The organism is Halopseudomonas phragmitis, from assembly GCF_002056295.1.
Lineage (GTDB): Bacteria > Pseudomonadota > Gammaproteobacteria > Pseudomonadales > Pseudomonadaceae > Halopseudomonas > Halopseudomonas phragmitis.
On the sequence record NZ_CP020100.1, the window covers coordinates 974,812 to 989,404 of the forward strand.

General features: G+C 63.5%; 14 protein-coding genes. 5 read left to right on the top strand and 9 right to left on the bottom strand.

The genetic code is table 11. The features are described 5' to 3' along the window. Positions 1 to 4: 4 nt before the first annotated feature. The gene (locus BVH74_RS04535; RefSeq protein ID WP_080048918.1) at positions 5 to 1,036 is read right to left on the bottom strand and encodes an NAD(P)H-dependent flavin oxidoreductase; all 1,032 of its coding nucleotides are present in this window, start codon (positions 1,034 to 1,036) and stop codon (positions 5 to 7) included. Positions 1,037 to 1,143: 107 nt separating this feature from the next. Between BVH74_RS04535 and BVH74_RS04540 the strand changes: the two genes are divergently transcribed. The 3 genes from BVH74_RS04540 to BVH74_RS04550 all read left to right on the top strand — a co-directional run bounded on the left by BVH74_RS04540 (position 1,144) and on the right by BVH74_RS04550 (position 3,343). Next, positions 1,144 to 1,836 (top strand): LysE family transporter, encoded by a 693-nt coding sequence (locus BVH74_RS04540; protein WP_080048919.1) that lies wholly within the window; start codon positions 1,144 to 1,146, stop codon positions 1,834 to 1,836. A gap of 8 nt (positions 1,837 to 1,844) precedes the next feature. After that, positions 1,845 to 2,633, top strand: coding sequence for a helix-turn-helix transcriptional regulator (locus BVH74_RS04545; protein ID WP_080048920.1), 789 nt, complete (start codon positions 1,845 to 1,847; stop codon positions 2,631 to 2,633). An 89-nt stretch (positions 2,634 to 2,722) separates the two neighbouring features. Beyond that, complete coding sequence (locus tag BVH74_RS04550; RefSeq protein ID WP_080048921.1) at positions 2,723 to 3,343, top strand: LysE family translocator; 621 nt, start codon at positions 2,723 to 2,725, stop codon at positions 3,341 to 3,343. A 20-nt stretch (positions 3,344 to 3,363) separates the two neighbouring features. Here the strand turns inward: BVH74_RS04550 and BVH74_RS04555 are convergent, their stop codons facing one another. From BVH74_RS04555 to BVH74_RS04575, 6 genes are all read right to left on the bottom strand, one after another. After that, complete coding sequence (locus BVH74_RS04555; protein ID WP_080048922.1) at positions 3,364 to 4,218, bottom strand: DMT family transporter; 855 nt, start codon at positions 4,216 to 4,218, stop codon at positions 3,364 to 3,366. A 95-nt stretch (positions 4,219 to 4,313) separates the two neighbouring features. After that, the gene (locus BVH74_RS18760) at positions 4,314 to 4,469 is read right to left on the bottom strand and encodes a hypothetical protein (protein WP_155121693.1); all 156 of its coding nucleotides are present in this window, start codon (positions 4,467 to 4,469) and stop codon (positions 4,314 to 4,316) included. An 84-nt stretch (positions 4,470 to 4,553) separates the two neighbouring features. Then, complete coding sequence (locus BVH74_RS04560) at positions 4,554 to 5,564, bottom strand: zinc-binding alcohol dehydrogenase family protein (RefSeq protein WP_080048923.1); 1,011 nt, start codon at positions 5,562 to 5,564, stop codon at positions 4,554 to 4,556. A gap of 92 nt (positions 5,565 to 5,656) precedes the next feature. After that, the gene (locus BVH74_RS04565; protein ID WP_177344511.1) at positions 5,657 to 8,668 is read right to left on the bottom strand and encodes a bifunctional diguanylate cyclase/phosphodiesterase; all 3,012 of its coding nucleotides are present in this window, start codon (positions 8,666 to 8,668) and stop codon (positions 5,657 to 5,659) included. 104 nt (positions 8,669 to 8,772) lie between these two features. Further along, positions 8,773 to 9,843, bottom strand: coding sequence for an aminopeptidase (locus BVH74_RS04570; RefSeq protein ID WP_231705567.1), 1,071 nt, complete (start codon positions 9,841 to 9,843; stop codon positions 8,773 to 8,775). After that, on the bottom strand, positions 9,840 to 10,721 hold the full coding sequence (locus BVH74_RS04575) for a LysR family transcriptional regulator (RefSeq protein ID WP_080048925.1): 882 nt from the start codon (positions 10,719 to 10,721) through the stop codon (positions 9,840 to 9,842). The genes BVH74_RS04570 and BVH74_RS04575 overlap by 4 nt, the downstream gene beginning before the upstream one ends. Before the next feature lie 98 nt (positions 10,722 to 10,819). On the opposite strand from BVH74_RS04575, the gene trpB reads away from it, so the two are divergent. Both trpB and trpA read left to right on the top strand, forming a co-directional pair. Beyond that, positions 10,820 to 12,028 carry a tryptophan synthase subunit beta gene (gene trpB, locus BVH74_RS04580; RefSeq protein WP_080048926.1) on the top strand — a complete coding sequence of 403 codons (1,209 nt, stop codon included), beginning with the start codon at positions 10,820 to 10,822 and terminating at the stop codon, positions 12,026 to 12,028. Beyond that, positions 12,025 to 12,816 carry a tryptophan synthase subunit alpha gene (gene trpA / locus BVH74_RS04585; protein ID WP_080048927.1) on the top strand — a complete coding sequence of 264 codons (792 nt, stop codon included), beginning with the start codon at positions 12,025 to 12,027 and terminating at the stop codon, positions 12,814 to 12,816. Before trpB ends, trpA begins: the two co-directional genes overlap by 4 nt. 46 nt (positions 12,817 to 12,862) lie before the next feature. On the opposite strand, the gene aroE is transcribed toward trpA, so the two are convergent. Next, complete coding sequence (gene aroE / locus BVH74_RS04590; RefSeq protein ID WP_080048928.1) at positions 12,863 to 13,669, bottom strand: shikimate dehydrogenase; 807 nt, start codon at positions 13,667 to 13,669, stop codon at positions 12,863 to 12,865. Continuing rightward, the gene (gene hemF / locus BVH74_RS04595) at positions 13,669 to 14,592 is read right to left on the bottom strand and encodes an oxygen-dependent coproporphyrinogen oxidase (protein ID WP_080048929.1); all 924 of its coding nucleotides are present in this window, start codon (positions 14,590 to 14,592) and stop codon (positions 13,669 to 13,671) included. Before hemF ends, aroE begins: the two co-directional genes overlap by 1 nt. Between the last annotated feature and the right edge of the window lies 1 nt (position 14,593).

Genomic DNA, 14,593 nt, shown 5'->3' on the forward strand with positions numbered 1-14,593 from the left:
GACCCTAATCAGCCAGTTGGCGAGTCAGTTCGGCGGCCCCTACAACCTGACACCCCCGGGCATTCTGCCCTGCCCATAAAGGTGAAAAATCTCCCGAGCCGGCTTGCTCTGCGGCCGTCCGCAGGGGTGCTACGGCGCCGGTAGCCAGCGGAAAGGCCGGGGCCAGCGGGCTGATCGGCCCCAGCTCTCGCATCAGCCGATTGACCATGCCCCGTGCCGGCCGGCCACTGAACAGATTGGTCAGAGCCGTATGCTCGATGGCAGCGGACTGCAGGGCCGCCCGGTGCACGGCGCTGGTTCTGGCCTCCGGGCACAGCAGGTAAGCAGTGCCAAGCTGCGCCGCACTGGCTCCCAGCGCCAGCACCGCCTGCACCCCGGCCGCATCGGCTATCCCGCCGGCGGCCACCACCGGTACGCTGACCGCCGCCAGGATCTGCGGCAGCAGCGCCAGTGTGCCAACCTGCGTCGTTAGGTCAGTGCTCAAAAACATGCCGCGATGACCGCCAGCCTCCAGTCCCTGGGCAATGATCACATCCGCGCCATGGGCCTCCAGCCAGCGGGCTTCGGCAACGGTCGTAGCCGAGGACATCACCACCGCCCCCAAGGCCTTGACCCCGGCCAGCAGTGCGGCCTCCGGCAGACCGAAGTGAAAGCTCACCACCGGCGGCCGATACTCGGCCAGCAGCGCCAGCGCCTCGGCATCAAACGGACGGCGCCCCGGACCGGCCGGGATACTGCTGGGGTCGATGGCAAATTCCCGGTAGTAGGGTGCCAACGCCTGACGCCAGGCCGCTTCACGCGCGGCGTCCGGGGTTGGTGGCGTATGGCAGAAGAAGTTCACATTCCACGGCCCGCTGGCCTCGCGGCTCAGGCGTTGCAGTTCGTCGCGTAGCGCTTCGGGCCCAAGCATCGCCGCCGGGATCGAACCCAATCCGCCAGCGCTACAGACCGCCAGCGCCAGCTCACTGTCCTGGGAGCCGGCCATGGGCGCCTGGATGATGGGCAGGTCGATATCGAAGGGCAGGGGACGGGACATTGCGGCGCTCTCCATGGCGAGTTGAGCGCTACAGGGTAGCAGAGTTCCAACGATTGATCCTGAGCGCCGGATTGGCGACACTCTGGTCTTTAATCTGGAGTCTTTCCATGCTCATGCTGTTAGCCTCGGCCTTTATTCTGGGCCTGATCTTCAACGCCGCACCCGGCGCGGTGTTCGCCGAAACCGTGCGCCAAGGTGTGCGGGGCGGCTTTCGTCCGGCTCTGGATGTACAGCTTGGCTCCCTGGTTGGCGATGCGCTGTGGGCTATTCTCGGGTTGCTCGGGATTGGCCTGCTGCTTCAGATTGACTGGCTGCGCTGGCCGGTCGGCATCGCCGGCGCGCTGTACCTGTTGTGGCTGGCGCGTGATTCCTGGAAGAGTGCCAGCCAGGAGTTTGCCGTTACTGCTCAGGCACCGGTATCGCGCCGTTCGGCGCTGCGCTCGGGAATGCTGCTGTCGCTGACCAATCCACAGAACATCGCTTACTGGGCTGCCATGGGCAGCGCTCTGGGAGCCGTTGGCATCAGCGAACCGAGCGCCAGCGATTACGCCCTGTTCTTCGCCGGCTTCATGCTCTCGTCGGTACTTTGGTGCTTCGTCTGCGCGGCCATTGTTGACCGGCTGTTCCGCAAGGCCGGTCTGCACTGGGCCAAGGCCACCTACAAACTGTGTGCAATTGCCTTTCTGCTCCTGGCGCTGGGCTCGGTGCGCGATTTGTTCAGCCCTGCCAGCTCTGCAGCGACAGCTCCGGCAACCGTGATCGAAGGCCCGCTGGACTGTGCTCCGGCGCAGACCTGCTGAGCTGAGTGATGAGCGAGTTCTGGCGTGATCCGGCACTGCCCTTTGTCGAAAGTCGTCGGGCCAGCAACAGCCGGGCCTGTTACCGGCCACATAGCCACCCAACCCTGTCGATCGGCGTAGTCGATGCCGGCAATAGCCGTTTTCAGTGCGCCGCGGTGCAGGCGCCGCTCGCACCCGGCAGTCTGGTCAGCGTACCAGCCGGGCTGGTGCATGCCTGCAATCCGTTACCGGACGCCAGCTGGAGCTACCAGATGCTGCACCTGGAGCAGGACTGGGTGGCGACGCTACTGGCCGAAATAGCCCCACACCTGGCCGTGCCCGAGCAAGCCTTTATCAGTCATAGCCCGGCTGCCTACCAGGCGTTCTGTCAGCTCAATCGGGTACTGTTCTCCGACAGCGGGCACAGCGACAAGGAGGCGGCACTGATCGAATTCATCGGTCAACGCCTGTGGTGTGCTGGTCAGCCGCTAGGCCGCCTTCCCGAGCCCAGCGCATCACTGCAAGCGCTCAAGGCTCGCCTGCTCGACCCATGGAGCGCCACGCCGAGCCTGACCGAGCTGGCAGCATCGCAGGGTTTGAGCCGCTATCAATTGATCCGCCTGTTCCGTCGCGACACCGGTCTGACTCCGCATGCCTGGCTGCTTGACCAGCGCGTGCAGCAGGCGCGCCAGCGCCTGAGCCAGGGCGCCGACCTGGCCGGCCTGGCCCAGGAGCTGGGCTTCGCCGACCAGGGGCATTTCCAGCGGGTTTTCAAGGCCCACGTGGCGGCCACCCCCGGACACTATCGCCGCGCCTGAGCAACGGCTCAGGCTCAGCGCACTTTTATTCAATACCCCGTTAGCCATCGCCTCCAGACTGGCCGCTCAGACCGTCTGGGGTATGCGACATGTTGCAACAGTTTCTATTGGTGGCCGGCGCCCACTTTCTCGCCCTGCTTAGCCCGGGCCCGGATTTTTTCCTGATTCTGCGTTATGCCATCGCTCAGGGCCGTGCCCAGGCAGCACTGGCCTGCATCGGCATAACGCTGGCCAATGCGCTCTATATCCTGCTGGCCTGGTGGGGCCTGATGGCCCTGAACAGCCAGGCCACCCTGTTTCTGAGCCTGCAGTGGGCCGGCTGCGGCTTTTTGCTGTACATGGGCTGGCAGTTCATTCGCCATGCCGGCCGCCGACCACTGCTCGGCGAAACGGACACAGCGCGCAGCGCACCGGTCGGAGCACTGCTGGCCGGCCTCGGTTCGGGGCTGCTGAATCCCAAGAACGGCCTATTCTATGCCAGCCTGTTCGCGGTGCTCGCCAGCCAGGGTGTCGGCTGGACAGTACAGGGGCTCTACGGCCTGTGGATGACGTTGGTGGTACTGGGCTGGGATCTGCTGGTGGTCTGGCTGGCCAGCCAGCCGGCTCTGATGCGGCGGTTCGGCCAGCAACTGGTACATATCGAGCGGCTGGCCGGGATCATGCTGGTCCTGTTGGCGCTGGCGGTCATCGCGTCCCTGCGGCCCGTCTGAGCCGCGGGACGCTCACCCGCTCAACCAGGACGATGACGAAACACCAGCCCCAACCCCAACAAGATGGCGCCCATGCCCAGCAGACTCAGTGGCGCCAGACGATTGCCGAACACCAGGTAGTCGAGCACTGCGGTGACCCCCGGCACCAGATAGAACAGGCTGGTAACATTGACCAGGTTGCCCACACGAATAAGCCGGTACAGCAGCAGGGTGGCCAACACCGAGATGCCCACCCCCATGTACAACAGCGGAATCAGCAATGCCCACTCGAAACTGATCCGCAGCGGCTGCCACGGCGCCAGTAGCAGGCAACAGAGCAGACCCAGCGCGTACTGCAGTGGTAAAACATCCAGCGGGGCCTGCTCAATGCCTTTCTGGACAATGGCTCCCCAGGTCATGCACACCAGCGCCGCCAGGGCAAAGCCGATACCGGACGGGCTGAAGCGCGCTGCCAGCAAGCTGTCCAGCACGACCAGCGCCAGTCCTGCCAACGCCAACAGCAAACCAAACCAGCGCCACGCGGTGGCACGTCGCTCCAGCAGCATCAGGGTCAGGATCGGCTGCACACCCAGCAGGGTAGCCAGCACGCCGGGTGTCAACCCATGCTCCAGCGACAGCAGATAACAAATGGTATAGCCACCAATCATCAACAACCCGGTAACGCTGACTCGCCATCCGCTGCCAGGTTGCGGCAACCAGCGCCGCCGCCAGGCAGCCAAAACCGCTAGCAAGCCGCAGGCCAGAGCAAAGCGCAGCAACAAAAAAGCAAAGGCTGAGGTGTAATGCAGGCCCCAGGTAGAGAAAATCGCGCCGCCGCTCCACAGCAACACGAATAATGCAGTCGGGCCAATCGCGGCCCATTGAATGTTCAACATGACGTTTACCTGTCAGACACAGGTCGCCGCGCACCGCACGGGCGGCAGCAGGCCGCACCGGTCAGGGCCGGAGACACACAAGTGTTAGGGGAAAATCAGATCAGGCAGTGCGCGACGGCCTGATCGGCGACCACCGCAGGAGGCGGTGATACGGCAGCGATCAGGGCAACCACCGACGGTACGCAGACCGACCCGACACCAATGCTGGTGGCGCCAGGGGGCGGAGTGGCTGTACGTACCTTGAACGTCATGGTCAAAAACTCAATCGGTTGAACAGATCCTTGCGGACAGGCATTACCTTACACCGGTCATGCCTGTCCGCCAAGCAGGTTCGCTCAAAACCCCTCAAGCACGATCTTGCCACGGGCCTGGTGGCTTTCCAGCAGGCGGTGGGCTCGCATCAGATTGGCGGCATTGATGTTGCCGTAGTGCTCGCCCAGAGTGGTACGCAGGGTACCTTGCTCGATCAGCCCGGCAACCCGGCTCAGCAGTCGGCCCTGCTCGGCCATGTCCGGTGTCTGGTGCAGACTGCGGGTATACATGAACTCCCAGTGCAGCGACAGGCTCTTGGGTTTGAGCTTGAGGATGTCGAGGCTGTCGAAGTCGTCGATCAGGCCGAGCTTGCCCTGCGGTGCCAGACATTCGACATACTGATCGAAATGCTCGCTGGTATGGGTCAGCGAAGCGACCAGGTCAACCTGCTCGATCCCCAGCGCCTGCAGTTGCGGCAGCAGCGGCTGGTTGTGGTCGATCACCTGATGGGCACCCAGATCCTTGACCCAATCGATGCTTTGCGGCCGCGAGGCGGTGGCTACCACGGTCAGGGCGGTCAGCTGCCTGGCCAGTTGCACCAGAATCGAGCCAACGCCACCAGCGCCGCCCATCACCAGCAGGGTCTGGCCGGCACCGCCGCCCTCCAGTACCCCTAGCCGGTCAAACAGCAGTTCCCAGGCAGTGATGCTGGTCAACGGCAAGGCTGCCGCCTCGGCGTCGCTTAGACTCTGCGGCGCATGGCCGACAATGCGTTCATCGACCAGATGATACTCGGCATTGCAGCCGGGGCGGTTAAGTGCCCCGGCATAAAACACCCGGTCACCAGGCTTGAAGGCCTCAACCTCGGCACCCACCGCTTCGACGATTCCGACCGCATCCCAGCCCAGCACTTCAGCCTGGCCGTTCTGGGGGGCGCGGTTGCGACGAATTTTGGTGTCCACCGGATTGACCGCAATGGCCGCGACCTTGACCAGCAGATCACGCGGGCCGGGACTGGGCATCGGCAGCTCGAGGTCGATCAGGGCATCGGCGCGTTCAATAGTGCCTGCTTCAAGGTAGCCAACGGCTTTCATGGGGGACTCCGGCAATCAAAATAGTGAACAGACCCCATAATGACCGGCTTTGCCGGAAAGAAAAACCTGCCATATGTAGGGTTTATGTCGGGTCAGGGCAGCTCGATACTCATGCAGCGTGCGGCATAGCGACTGAATTCATCTGCTGGCAATGGCCGGCTGTACAGGTAGCCCTGAGCAAACTGACAGCCGGCGCGCAGCAGAAAATCATGCTGGGCCTGGGTTTCTACTCCTTCGGCGAGGACTTGCAAACCCAGGCTGGTAGCCAGACTGATAGTACTGCGCACGATGGTGGCATCATCGTCGTCGCGCTCCAGATCATGGACGAAGGATTGGTCGATCTTCAGTTTGTGCAAGCGAAAACGCTTGAGGTAGCTAAGCGAAGAATAGCCGGTACCAAAATCGTCCAGCGCCACCCGAACCCCGAGCTGATGCAGCCGCTCCATGGCCAGTACCGCAGTTTCAGGATCCTGCATGGTGATGCTTTCGGTCAGTTCCAGTTCCAGCGATGCGGCGCTCACCCCGGCGCGCTCCAGTCGCTCGGCTACCCGCTCGGGCAGATTAGCGGCACGAAACTGGGCCGCCGACAGGTTGACTGCTATGCACAACTCGGTATAGCCCTGGGCTTGCCAGCTACGAAGCTGGCGTAACGCCTGGCCCAGTACCCAGTCACCAATCGGCCCGATCAGACCGCTGCTTTCGGCAATCGGCACGAATTCAGCCGGCGGGACCCAGCCCAGCTCCGGATGTTTCCAACGCAGCAGAGCCTCGGCCCCGACCAGCCGGCCGCTGAGCAGTTCATGCTGGGGCTGAAAGTGCAGGCTCAGTTGATCCTGCTCCAGCGCCCGACGCAGCGCGTTCTCAAGTTTGAGGGTACGGACATAGTGGCTCTGCAGTTCCGGGGTGTAGAAGCTGTAGCCATTGCGTCCCTGCTGCTTGGCCCGGTACATGGCGATGTCAGCATTGGTATGCAACCCGGCCAGGGTATCGGCGTCGTCGGGATACAGGGCAATGCCGATCGAGGCGCTGACCGTCAGTTCATAACCGGCCACGCTCAGCGGCTGGCGCAGCAGGTCAAGGATTCGCTGGGCGCCGTGGACCGCGGTATTGGCGTCGACTTCCGGCAAGATCAGGATGAATTCGTCACCGCCAGTACGCGACAGTGTGTCCTCTTCACGCAGCTCCTGCCCCAGGCGCTCGGCAAAGGCCACCAGCAGGGCATCGCCAACCGCATGCCCCAGCGAATCATTGATGTTCTTGAAGTTATCCAGGTCAATGAACAGCAATGCCAGGCGCCCGCCGTGCCGCTCGGCCATGCTCAGCGCCAGACGCCCACGCTCCTCCAGCAGCGCCCGGTTGGGCAGGCCGGTCAGCGGATCGTAATAGGCCAGGCGATGAATCTGCTCTTCATCCTCCTTGCGCTGGGAAATATCACTGAAAATGGCGACATAATGGCTGGTCTGGCCGTCCTCATCCTCCATCCGTGAGACGCTAAGCCATTCCGGATAGAGCGAGCCGTCCTTGCGCCGGTGCCAGATCTCGCCCTGCCATTGACCATCGTGCTCAACATGCTCCCACAGTGCCTGATGGAAACTCTGATCATGTAGCCCCGAGGCCAACAGCTCTGGCTTTTGCCCGATGATTTCATCAGCCTGGTAGCCGGTAATCCGGGTAAAACCATGATTGACCATCACCACCCGCCGCTCGGCGTCGGTGATCAAAAAACCATCACTGCTCTGCTCAAATACCCGGGCCGCCAACCGCAACTCCTCGGCGGCCCGCATGTTGTCGCTGATATCGATATGGGTGCCGACGACCAGCCCCTTGGGCTGCCCCTGCTCATCACGCAGCAAGCTGCCGCGCGACAGAATCCAGGTCCAGTCATGGGCCGCGTTACGCAACCGGAACTGGTTTTGGTACAGGTGATCAGGCTGCTCCTCCAGATAGCTGGCAAAGCACTGCACCGCTCGCTCACGATCTTGCGGGTGGAGCAGCTCGATCCACAGTCCCAGCTGCTGACGCTCCGGGGGAAAGTCATCCGGATCGTAGCCGAGCATGCTGAAGAACTCGGGGCTGCAGCGTAGCTGCCGGGTTTTCCAGTCATACTCCCAGGCCCCGGTATTCGAGGCGCTGATAAACGACTGGTAACGGCCCAGCGCCGAGCGTGCCTGATCCTCGGCAGCACGAATCTGGCGAGTCCGCTGTTCAACCTGAGCCTCCAGATTGAGCCGATGCCAGCGCAGGCTCAACAGCAGCCAGCTCAGATAGCCGAGCAGCAGACTGAGCATCACACCCATGACCAACATCAGGGAAATACGCAGCGTCTCCAGTGGATCCTCGTTGTATTCGACACTCAGATCCCAGCGACTGTTGGGCAGATCCATCACGGTATTGACCTGCAAGGCAAAGGGCTCGGGGCGCGATTCCAGCAGAATTTCGCGCTCACCGTTGTGCGGGTTGAGTCGCCAGATCCGATAATGCTGCCCGGACTCCAGCAGGCTGACCAACTCGGGGATCCGGGCTATCTGCTCCAGGCGCACGACTCCGTGTACCAGCCCCCACAAGCGCTCATGGCCCAGCTCATCACTGACAAAGACCGGCAGGCGGGCGGCAATGGCCGGCGAACCGTCGGGCAAGTCGAAGCGACCGGTCAGGGTCAGACTCAGGTTGCGCACGGCGAACCAGGCGTCTTCAGCCTTTTGCGGATGCAGGAACAGATCCTGTCCCAGATCCCCTTCGTGCCCCTGCAAAGGCCAGATGTAGCGAATTCGCCCGGCTGGCGACAACCCCAGCACCGAAATACCGGGGAACTGCGGGACCAGGTCAGCGGCAAAATGCTCGAAATCATCGATCTCGCCACCGCTATAACGTACCACCGCCGCCAGCGTGTGGGTTACGCCGAAGGCCCGCTCGAGAAAGGTTTGCACCCCCAGCGCATGCACTGCGGCCACAGCTTCGAACTGGCGCAGCCGATGATCCTGTTCCAGACGTACCAGATAATGAATCGCCAGGCCCATCAATAGAGCACTCGCCAGACACACCAACACCGCCGTCAACCAAAAGCGCAGCGGCGCACGGGGGGTGGTCCGGGCAAACTCAGACATGGTTCGGCAAACTCGGTGAGGGGGGCAACGGTAGGCACATCGAAGCATCCACCTTGGTCAATGTTGTTATGGTCAGTCCGTTGCAGGCAGCATGCACACTAAGGCTAGCACGCCGCGCTTGAGTTGTCGCAGTTGGCGGACTCGTCCAGCAAGGCCTCCAGACGCTGCCGACGCTGTGGCGCCGCAACCCCGCCCAGAGCCTTGACCTCAGCATGAAACGCCGGCCAATCCTCACCCAGTTGCTGAAATAACCGTTCGAACGCCGGCACCCACTGGTCATACAAGCCAAACGGCAGCAGGCTGGCATTGTTCAAGGGTCTGACGAACCAGCCATCGAAACGCCGGCTGCCATCCCAGCGCTGATCGCGCCAATCCTGGTAGCGCTGCTGCAGCTCGGCCAGCATTTGCTGCTTGCCTTCACGCTTGGCCTGATCGTCCAGCTCACTGGCATACAGCTGCGCCAATTGCCGCCGGGTATCCAGCATCAGTTCGGTGAACTCCCGTCCCTGGCGGGCCTGACGCGGATCCTCAGCGGGCTGACCGCGCTGCTCGCGCCACTGACGCAAGCCCTGCTGTTCGACGAAGCTGGCGTAGGATTCGTTGAAGCTGGTGTCGTCACGCACATAGAAATGCTGGTGGGCCAGTTCATGGAAAATCAGCCCGGCCAGATAATCATCTCCCCAGTGCAGCATGGAGCTGAGCAGCGGGTCGTCGTACCAACCCAGGGTTGAGTAGGCCGGCACCGGGCCGACATAGACATCCATGCCCCTGGCCTGCCAGCGCTTGGCCTCGGCTTCGGCCCGTGCCTCGTTGAAGTAGCCCCGGTAGGCAATGCAGCCGGCCAGCGGGTAGCAGTGCTCGATCGGCTTGAGCGACAGTTCCGGGGTGACGAATACATTCCATAACACGTAGCTGCGCGGCAATTGGGCATAGCGGGTATAGCTGGGGTTGTCCGGTAACCCCAACTGCTCGCTGGCGAACCGCCGGGCCTCCAGCGCCAGCGCCAGGCGCGCCTGCAAGGCCGGGTCGGCCTCCGGGTCAGCCAGAATATCCGCAACCGGCACCGCCAGACGCATGACCTCGCGCTGGCCCTGCCAGGCCTGATGCAGATACTCGACCCGGGCGCAGCCCGCCAACCACAACAGCCCCAGCGCCAACCACAACAGTCTGTTCACACTTGCTCCTCCAGCCAGCCCAGCAACGCCTGGGCCTGGCTCTGGTTGTGCCGGGCCGGCACCCACAGCCCCAGAGAATGCCCGGTTTCGACAAAGCCCCAAGGCGCCAGCAAGCGACCTTCGGCCAGATCGTCCGCCACCAGCAACTGCGGCGCAATTGCCACCCCCAGCCCGGCCAGTGCCGCCTCCAGCAGGTAGTACAGATGCTCGAAACCCTGGGCCTGATTCAGTGCCTGCGGTTCAAGCTGCTGGGCCCTGGCCCAATCGGCCCAGGCCTGTGGCCGCGAGCGGGTATGCAGCAACGGCTCGGTGGTCAGAATCTGCGCGCTTTGCCCATGCAGCCGCTGGGCGCCGGCATAGCGCGGGCTGAACACCGGGCCGATCCGTTCCTTGGCTACAGGATAGACCTGCATGTCGGCCGGCCAGGGCGGCGCGGCGAACATCAGGGTAGCGCTGACCCCGGGCCGACGCGGGTCCAGCTCTCCCTCGCTGGCCGACAGGTGCAGGTTGAGCTGGGGCAACTGGCGCTGCAGCCGATCCAGCCGGGGAATGAACCAGCGCGCCAGCAGACTGCCGGGACAGGCCAGCAGGAACGGCGCAGCCTGCTCGGCCTGACGGATATCCTCACAGGCCAGTCGCAGTTGCCCGAAAGCCTCACCGCAGGCATCGCGCAGGCGCCGCCCGGCGGCGGTCAGGCGCAATCCTCGTCCCGCCTTGTCGAACAGCGCCACCCCCAATTCCTGCTCCAGCGTGCGGATCTGACGACTGACCGCACCGTGGGTGACATGTAGCGCCTCTGCCGCCTGGCTCACACTTTCCAGTCGGGCGGCGACCTCGAAGGCCTTAAGCGCATTAAGTGATGGAAGATCTCTGGCCATGGCTATCTGTCAGCTTTTCTCACAGGTTGGAGCTATCTTATCGATTTTTTCCGGCGCCTGTTCAACCTAACCTGTGGCTACTGTTTCAGGAGGTTGCCATGTCCACACCCCGTTATCGCCGCCAAGCCGACGCGCTGGGCCAATTCGGCCAGTTCGGTGGCCGCTTCGTCGCCGAGAATCTGATGCCGCTGGTTCTGGAACTGGAGCAGGCCTTCAATCAGGCCCTGATCGAGCCTGACTTTATAGCCGAGCTGGACCGTTTTCAGGCCGAGTTCGTCGGCCGCCCCAGCCCGCTGTATTTCGCCGAGCGCCTGACCGAGCAGTATGGCGGCGCCCGGATCTTCTTCAAGCGCGAGGAGCTCAACCATACCGGCGCGCACAAGATCAACAACTGCATCGGCCAAATCCTGCTTGCCAGGCGCATGGGCAAGACCCGCATCATTGCCGAAACCGGCGCCGGCATGCACGGGGTAGCGACTGCCACGGTGGCGGCCCGCTTTGGCCTGGAATGCGTGGTCTACATGGGCGCTACCGATATCCAGCGCCAGCGCGACAATGTTGCCCGCATGCGCCTGCTCGGCGCCCGGATCGTGCCGGTGAACTCGGGAACCGGGACCCTCAAGGACGCCATGAACGAAGCCCTGCGCGACTGGGTGACCCACATCGACAACAGCTATTACCTGATCGGCACCGTGGCCGGCCCACACCCGTACCCAACCATGGTCCGCGAGTTCCAGGCGGTGATCGGCCGGGAAACCCGCGAGCAGATGCTGACCCGCGAAGGTCGGCTGCCAGACAGCCTGATCGCCTGCATCGGCGGCGGCTCCAATGCTATGGGCCTGTTCCACCCCTTTCTCGACGACCCCGAGGTGCAGATCATCGGCGTCGAGGCCGCCGGTCACGGGCTCGCCAGCGGCCTGCACGCCGCCAGCCTGCAAGGCGGCACACCCGGCGTACTGCACGGCAACCGCACCTATCTGCTGCAGAACGCCGACGGTCAGATCACCGACGCCCATTCGATCTCGGCCGGGCTCGACTATCCCGGGATCGGCCCTGAACATGCCTGGTTGCACGAGCAGGGGCGGGTCGAATACGTCGCCATCAACGACCAACAGGCGCTGGCGGCCTTCCATAACTGCTGCCGTCGCGAAGGCATCATCCCGGCCCTGGAAACCGCCCACGCCCTGGCCGAAGTGGCCCGGCGTGCGCCTGATCTGCCGACCGATCACCTGCTGGTGGTCTGCCTGTCCGGCCGTGGCGACAAGGACATGCCGACCGTACTGCAACTGATGGAGGAACAGGCATGAACAGCCAACGCATTGAGCACCGCTTTGCCGAACTGCGCTCCGACAAGCGTGCCGCACTGGTCACCTATCTGTGCGCCGGCGATCCGGATTACTCCACTAGTCTGGCGCTGCTCCAGGGCCTGCCCCAGGCTGGCGCCGACCTGATCGAGCTGGGCATGCCGTTCAGCGACCCGATGGCCGATGGCCCGACCATCCAGGCTGCTACCCAGCGGGCACTGCAGGCCGGCCAGAGTCTGGCGCGCACGCTGGCGCTGGTGCGCGACTTTCGCCGCAGCGATCAGCACACCCCGCTGGTGCTGATGGGCTATTACAACCCGATCTATCGGTTTGGCGCTGAAGCCTTCATCGCCGCAGCGGCCGACGCCGGCGTCGATGGTTTGCTGATTGTCGACCTCCCCGCCGAACACGATCAGGAGCTGGGACCACTGGCCCGTGCCGCCGGCATCCGGATGATTCGCATGACCACCCCGGGCACCGATGCCCAGCGCCTGTCCAGGCTGCTGGAGCAGGCCGAAGGCTTTATCTACCACGTTGCGCTCAATGGCGTGACCGGAGTCGGCCAAGCCGACAGCGCCAGTGTCGCCAGCAGCCTGGAGCGCATTCGCCAGCAGACGACACTGCCGCTGTGTGTGGGCTTTGGCGTACGCCAGCCTTCGCAGGCCGCAGCCCTGGCACAGTTGGCCGAAGGGGTGGTGATCGGTTCAGCGCTGGTCGAACGGCTGCAGGAGCAGGGGGTGGATGCGGCTCTGGCACTGGTACGGGAACTGGCCGCCGCGCTCAGACCCTAGGGTCTGTACGAACAGTCACCGAGCGTAGGCACTTTTCGTACAGGCCCTAGCGGAGTGCCGCCAATACTGGGCCGGTATCCGGGCGCACGCCACGCCACAATTGGAACGCTTCGGCGGCCTGCTCGACCAGCATGCCCAAGCCGTCGATGCAACGTGCTGCGCCGTGTTCAGCGGCCCAGCGGTTGAAGGTCGTTGGTTCCTTGGCGTACATCATGTCATAACAGACCGTGTGACCGGGCTGGATCAGCTTGGGCGAGATCGCCGGCAGCTCACCTGCGAGACTGGCCGAGGTGGCATTGATGATCAGATCGACCGGTTCTTCGATCCAGTCGAACCCGGCAGCGCTGATCGGGCCCTGATCGACAAACAGCGCCGCCAGTTGCTCGGCCTTGGCCACCGTGCGATTGACTACGCAGAGCTGTTCGGGTGCCGCATCAAGAATCGGCTGAATCACCCCGCGAGCAGCGCCACCAGCACCCACCAGCAAAATCCGCAGGCCCTTGAGCGCCAGGCCGTGGTTGATCTGGATATCACGCACCAGCCCCTTGCCATCGGTGTTGTCGCCCAGCAGCCGGCCATCGGCCAGACGCTTGATGGTATTCACCGCACCCGCGCGCTCAGCGGCCGGCGTCCGCTCATCCACCAACGCCCAGGCCTGCTCCTTGAACGGCACCGTGACATTGACCCCCAGCCCGCCCACGAAGAACTCGCGCAGGCTGCCAGCGAAATCATCCAGCGGCGCCAGCAGTGCCTCGTAACTCATCGCCTGACCGGTCTGGGCGGCAAACTGAGCATGAATCTGTGGCGACTTGCTGTGACTGATCGGATTACCGATCACTGCGTATCTGTCCATCAGTTCACTCCTTCGAGCCAGTCGCGCGGGGGCAAAAACTCTTCCACCAGGCGCGCTTCAGCACTACCCGGCTCGGGCTGCCAGTCGTAACCCCAGCGCACTGTCGGTGGCAACGACATCAGGATCGACTCGGTCCGCCCGCCAGTCTGCAACCCAAACAGGGTGCCACGGTCCCAGACCAGATTGAACTCAACGTAACGCCCGCGCCGGTACTCCTGGAAAGTTTTCTGCTCGGCGCTGAACGGCATACCGCGACGCCGCTCGATGATCGGCAGATAGGCCGCCAGATAGGCGTCGCCAATCGCCCGCAGGAATTCAAAGCTGCGCTCAAAGCCCCAATCATTCAGGTCATCGAAGAACAGCCCACCGATACCACGCGCTTCATTGCGGTGCTTGAGGAAGAAGTATTCGTCACACCACTGTTTGAAGCGTGGATAGACTTCGGCACCAAAGGGCGCACAGGCATCACGGGCTACCCGGTGCCAATGCACGCAGTCGTCCTCGTTGCCGTAGTAGGGGGTCAGATCGAAACCACCACCAAACCACCAGACCGGATCGGCACCCTCCTTCTCGGCGATGAAAAACCGCACATTGGCATGCGAGGTGGGAATATGCGGGTTGTCCGGGTGCATCACCAGCGACACGCCCATGGCCTGGAACCGCCGCCCGGCCAGCTCCGGCCGATGGGCGGTGGCCGAGGGCGGCATCCCGTCGCCAAATACATGGGAGAAGCCGACGCCCCCCTTCTCCAGCACCGCACCGTTTTCAATGATCCGTGAACGCCCACCGCCGCCACCGGGCCGCTCCCAACTGTCGGCACTGAACCGGGCCCCACCGTCGGCTGCCTCCAGGGCAGCGCAGATGCGCTCCTGCAGATCCATCAGGTAGGCTTTGACAGCGGCCACGTCGGTGGCCTGGGGCATA

Bases quoted from the DNA above. Each gene is read 5' to 3' on its own strand.
- BVH74_RS04550 (WP_080048921.1), top strand. From the start codon at position 2,723: ATGTTGCAACAGTTTCTATTGGTGGCCGGCGCCCACTTTCTCGCCCTG.
- BVH74_RS04560 (WP_080048923.1), bottom strand. From the start codon at position 5,564: ATGAAAGCCGTTGGCTACCTTGAAGCAGGCACTATTGAACGCGCCGAT.
- BVH74_RS04575 (WP_080048925.1), bottom strand. From the start codon at position 10,721: ATGGCCAGAGATCTTCCATCACTTAATGCGCTTAAGGCCTTCGAGGTC.
- hemF (WP_080048929.1), bottom strand. From the start codon at position 14,592: ATGCCCCAGGCCACCGACGTGGCCGCTGTCAAAGCCTACCTGATGGAT.
- BVH74_RS04545 (WP_080048920.1), top strand. From the start codon at position 1,845: ATGAGCGAGTTCTGGCGTGATCCGGCACTGCCCTTTGTCGAAAGTCGT.
- BVH74_RS18760 (WP_155121693.1), bottom strand. From the start codon at position 4,469: ATGACGTTCAAGGTACGTACAGCCACTCCGCCCCCTGGCGCCACCAGC.
- BVH74_RS04540 (WP_080048919.1), top strand. From the start codon at position 1,144: ATGCTCATGCTGTTAGCCTCGGCCTTTATTCTGGGCCTGATCTTCAAC.
- BVH74_RS04555 (WP_080048922.1), bottom strand. From the start codon at position 4,218: ATGTTGAACATTCAATGGGCCGCGATTGGCCCGACTGCATTATTCGTG.
- BVH74_RS04535 (WP_080048918.1), bottom strand. From the start codon at position 1,036: ATGTCCCGTCCCCTGCCCTTCGATATCGACCTGCCCATCATCCAGGCG.
- aroE (WP_080048928.1), bottom strand. From the start codon at position 13,669: ATGGACAGATACGCAGTGATCGGTAATCCGATCAGTCACAGCAAGTCG.
- trpA (WP_080048927.1), top strand. From the start codon at position 12,025: ATGAACAGCCAACGCATTGAGCACCGCTTTGCCGAACTGCGCTCCGAC.
- trpB (WP_080048926.1), top strand. From the start codon at position 10,820: ATGTCCACACCCCGTTATCGCCGCCAAGCCGACGCGCTGGGCCAATTC.
- BVH74_RS04565 (WP_177344511.1), bottom strand. From the start codon at position 8,668: ATGTCTGAGTTTGCCCGGACCACCCCCCGTGCGCCGCTGCGCTTTTGG.